General features: G+C 29.2%; 1 protein-coding gene. It reads right to left on the minus strand.

The annotated features are described in order from the left end of the window. Positions 1-113: 113 nt before the first annotated feature. On the minus strand, positions 114-632 hold the full coding sequence (locus tag CXF54_RS12925; protein ID WP_101203865.1) for a hypothetical protein: 519 nt from the start codon (positions 630-632) through the stop codon (positions 114-116). Positions 633-672 lie beyond the last annotated feature (40 nt).

Genomic DNA, 672 nt, shown 5'->3' on the forward strand with positions numbered 1-672 from the left:
AACGGTTTTGTGTATGGTTAGTTGCGTGGTTAAGCAACTAAGTTAACAAACATTTACGAACCCGTGAAAATTCCGAAGGAATTTTCCAAATAAGCACTTGCTATAGCAATTAATTATACACGGTGTTGTAAAACGTTTTTTATTAATTTCGTTTCATAGGAAGTTCTAAATTCGACGTAACTTATTTCCTCTATTTTTATTTTTTCCTTATTGATCCATTTTGAATCTTTATCAATCAATTTTAATTCAATCGAACTGTCATTAATCGATAAGATTTTACCAACTAAATAAGACTCTTCGTCATCGTAAGTATAAATTGCTATAAGTTCAGACATTAAGTTCTTTAATGATGACTTTAAATCACTAAAACACTCAATATTGATAGTTTCAAGTAGTTCAGCAGAATTGTCATTTTTTAATTCAGCGTAATCTTCTTTTTCCCAAACCCGATATTTTTCAAAGTCTTTGTTCTTTACAATAGTAAAACCGTCAAATTCGGCAGTTTCTTCGTTAAAATTCAATAGTAAAACTATTTCTGAATTTGCAACTAAACATATTCCACTATAAACTTTGTCCCAATTTGGTGCAGTATCAATGTCAATTACTAATTTTTGTTCAATTATGTCTTTCAAAATTCAGGATTCTGTTTTTCGTCAAATGTTTTACAACGTG

The sequence above is a fragment of the Olleya sp. 1-3 genome (assembly GCF_002836085.1).
GTDB lineage: Bacteria > Bacteroidota > Bacteroidia > Flavobacteriales > Flavobacteriaceae > Olleya > Olleya namhaensis.